Origin of the sequence: Lactobacillus sp. ESL0703, assembly GCF_029433435.1 — a bacterium.
Classification (GTDB): Bacteria; Bacillota; Bacilli; order Lactobacillales; family Lactobacillaceae; genus Lactobacillus.
Genome location: NZ_JAQTIB010000009.1, coordinates 1 through 2,402, shown reverse-complemented (window position 1 = coordinate 2,402; position 2,402 = coordinate 1). Strand labels below are relative to the sequence as shown.

Here is a 2,402-nt window from a genome sequence, read left to right as displayed (position 1 = left end):
TGACTTAATGACGTGCTGTAACTTTGGCTTTGGCTATCAGCCAATGACTTACTGTTACTTTGGCTGATTGAAGTACTGCGACTGGCAACACTGTTACTATCGCTGATTGAGGTACTATAGCTTTCACTCGCACTATCAGCTGTTGACTTACTATCCTTTTGGCTCTTCGAAGTACTCTGACTAGCAACGCTGTTACTGTCACTAATTGAAGTACTGAAGCTTTCGCTGGCACTGTTAATCTTTGAGTTACTTTGACTCAATGAGTAACTAGTACTTTGACTTTCTGAAGCATTCGAGTTACCTGAAGCGTTGATGGCTGAAGTAAATGAATCCTGCAGACTCTTAGAAATACTATTGCTTTGGCTAACAGCTGCTGAATTACTTTGACTTAATGAAGTGCTGTAACTTTGGCTAGCACTGTCAGCTATCGACTTACTCGTACTTTGACTCTTTGAAGTACTTTGGCTAGCAACGCTGTTACTGTCACTAATGGAAGTACTAAAGCTTTCGCTGGCACTTGCAACTTTGGAATTGCTTTGACTCAATGATTTACTATTGCTCAAGCTTTCCTCGGCATTCGAATTGCCTGAGGCGTTAATGGCTGAGGCAAATGAATCCTGTAAACTCTTGGAGATACTGTTGCTTTGACTAACGGCTGTTGAATTACTCTTACTTAATGAAGCACTGTAGCTTTCGCTGGCACTACTTGCAACTGAGTTACTGTCACTAAGCGATTTACTATAGCTTCGGCTTTGACTGTCGGCAATGACTTTACTATTGCTGTCACTGATTGAACCACTATTATTGGCACTGTTAACCATCGATTGGCTTTCGCTCTGACTCATTTGCGAGTTGTCGATTAACAAGCTTTCAATTTCGGAGTGCGTTGCGGCATCTGATAAACTACCAGCTTCTGACAAGGAGTTTTGCATGCTGGCGGACAATTGTTGCCCCCGTGAAGTCAATGACGCATGCAGCCGACTAGTCTCTGAAGTCATGCTTTCATTCATGCTCGTGCTGTTCTTACTTGCCGACAGACTAGCCGAATTAATATAGCTGCCAGCTGAAGCTGAAGCTGAATTATAATCAGCTATGTTCTTACTTAAGGCAAGTGAAGCTGCGTTTGATGCTTGAGAACTGGCTGCTAATCTTTCGGAATTTGACTTAGAAATTACCGCGATCTTACTCTGCGATTCAGCCAAGCTGGCACTAATTGAAGCGGCACTTGCAGCTGAAGCACTTGCGGCGTATTTCGAGTTCTTGTTCGAAACAACAGCGTGCATTGAAGAGTTACTGTTGCTCAACTCCAAATAACGTGAAACTGTCGAAGCATAATTCTTACTTGTTACTTCGGAAGCACTTAAACTGGCATTAATACTATTAGAAATACTTTCCGAAGCTGCCAGCGAAACATTACTCAAACTAGTCAATTGTGAATCCTTAAGCGAATTACTAATACTAATTGACTGACTCAGTTTGAAGACTTCGGCCTTCATACTAGTAATTGCCGAAGTTGCGGCTGAGTTTGAGACGCTCATGTCAGTCGATTTTCTCAGTGACGCATGAATTGAGAATGAATATGATTGCGAAGCAACTGTCGAAATATTCTGGCTATCCTCTAGACTCAATGAGGAAGCATTGCGACTTTCATCTATTACGTTTTGACTAGCAGACAGGTACCATGCGCTCACTGATTTACTGATCGATACACTATTTGAATCATCGAAACTGCTCTGACTAGCATTTGAAGCACTAATACTTTCAGCTTGACTAATTCCAACACTTTGCGAATCTGAGTTGGCAAAGCTCTTATTCTTATAAACTGACAAACTGATGCTCTCACTGCTCATTTTACTAATCGTGTTTGATCTAGACAAACTATTGGCAAAACTTTGCGCGGCATCACTAGCTAAACTCGCCGAACGCGAATAACTATTGCTTACCATACTTTGGAATGAGTTACTGGTAAAATTTGCGCCTGAAATAAAGCCAGAATCATCTTGCAAGTTATCAGAAGCATTAGATGAATTTCCTGCAATTGTCACGCTATCAACAATGTCATTACCATCGGCATTAATTTGTGATGTTTGACTGGCATCCATACTGCTGGCCAATGAATTAGCCAAAGAAGCTGCTAACGAACTCTTATCCGTCAAGCTCCTGGATGCGGAAGTATCACTAGTATTATTGGCAAAACTCTTCGACTGTGAATTAGATACATAATCCGTCAGTGATGAATGGTTGGCACTAGTATTGGTAAAATCATTGGCAATTGAATTAGCCTCTGAATTAATGTCGTACTCATCCTGCACATTAACCTGTGAACTTACGGTTTCCTTAGTTTCTTTAGCTGCTTGCGATTGCACAACTTCTTGTGCCCGACTTGCTTGACTAGTTGCACT

The 2,402-nt window shown here is 41.5% G+C and carries 1 pseudogene; it reads right to left on the bottom strand.

Features of this window, described 5'->3' with window-relative positions:
* A pseudogene (locus PT278_RS07925) lies at positions 1-2,402 on the bottom strand (hypothetical protein); the annotation flags it as partial.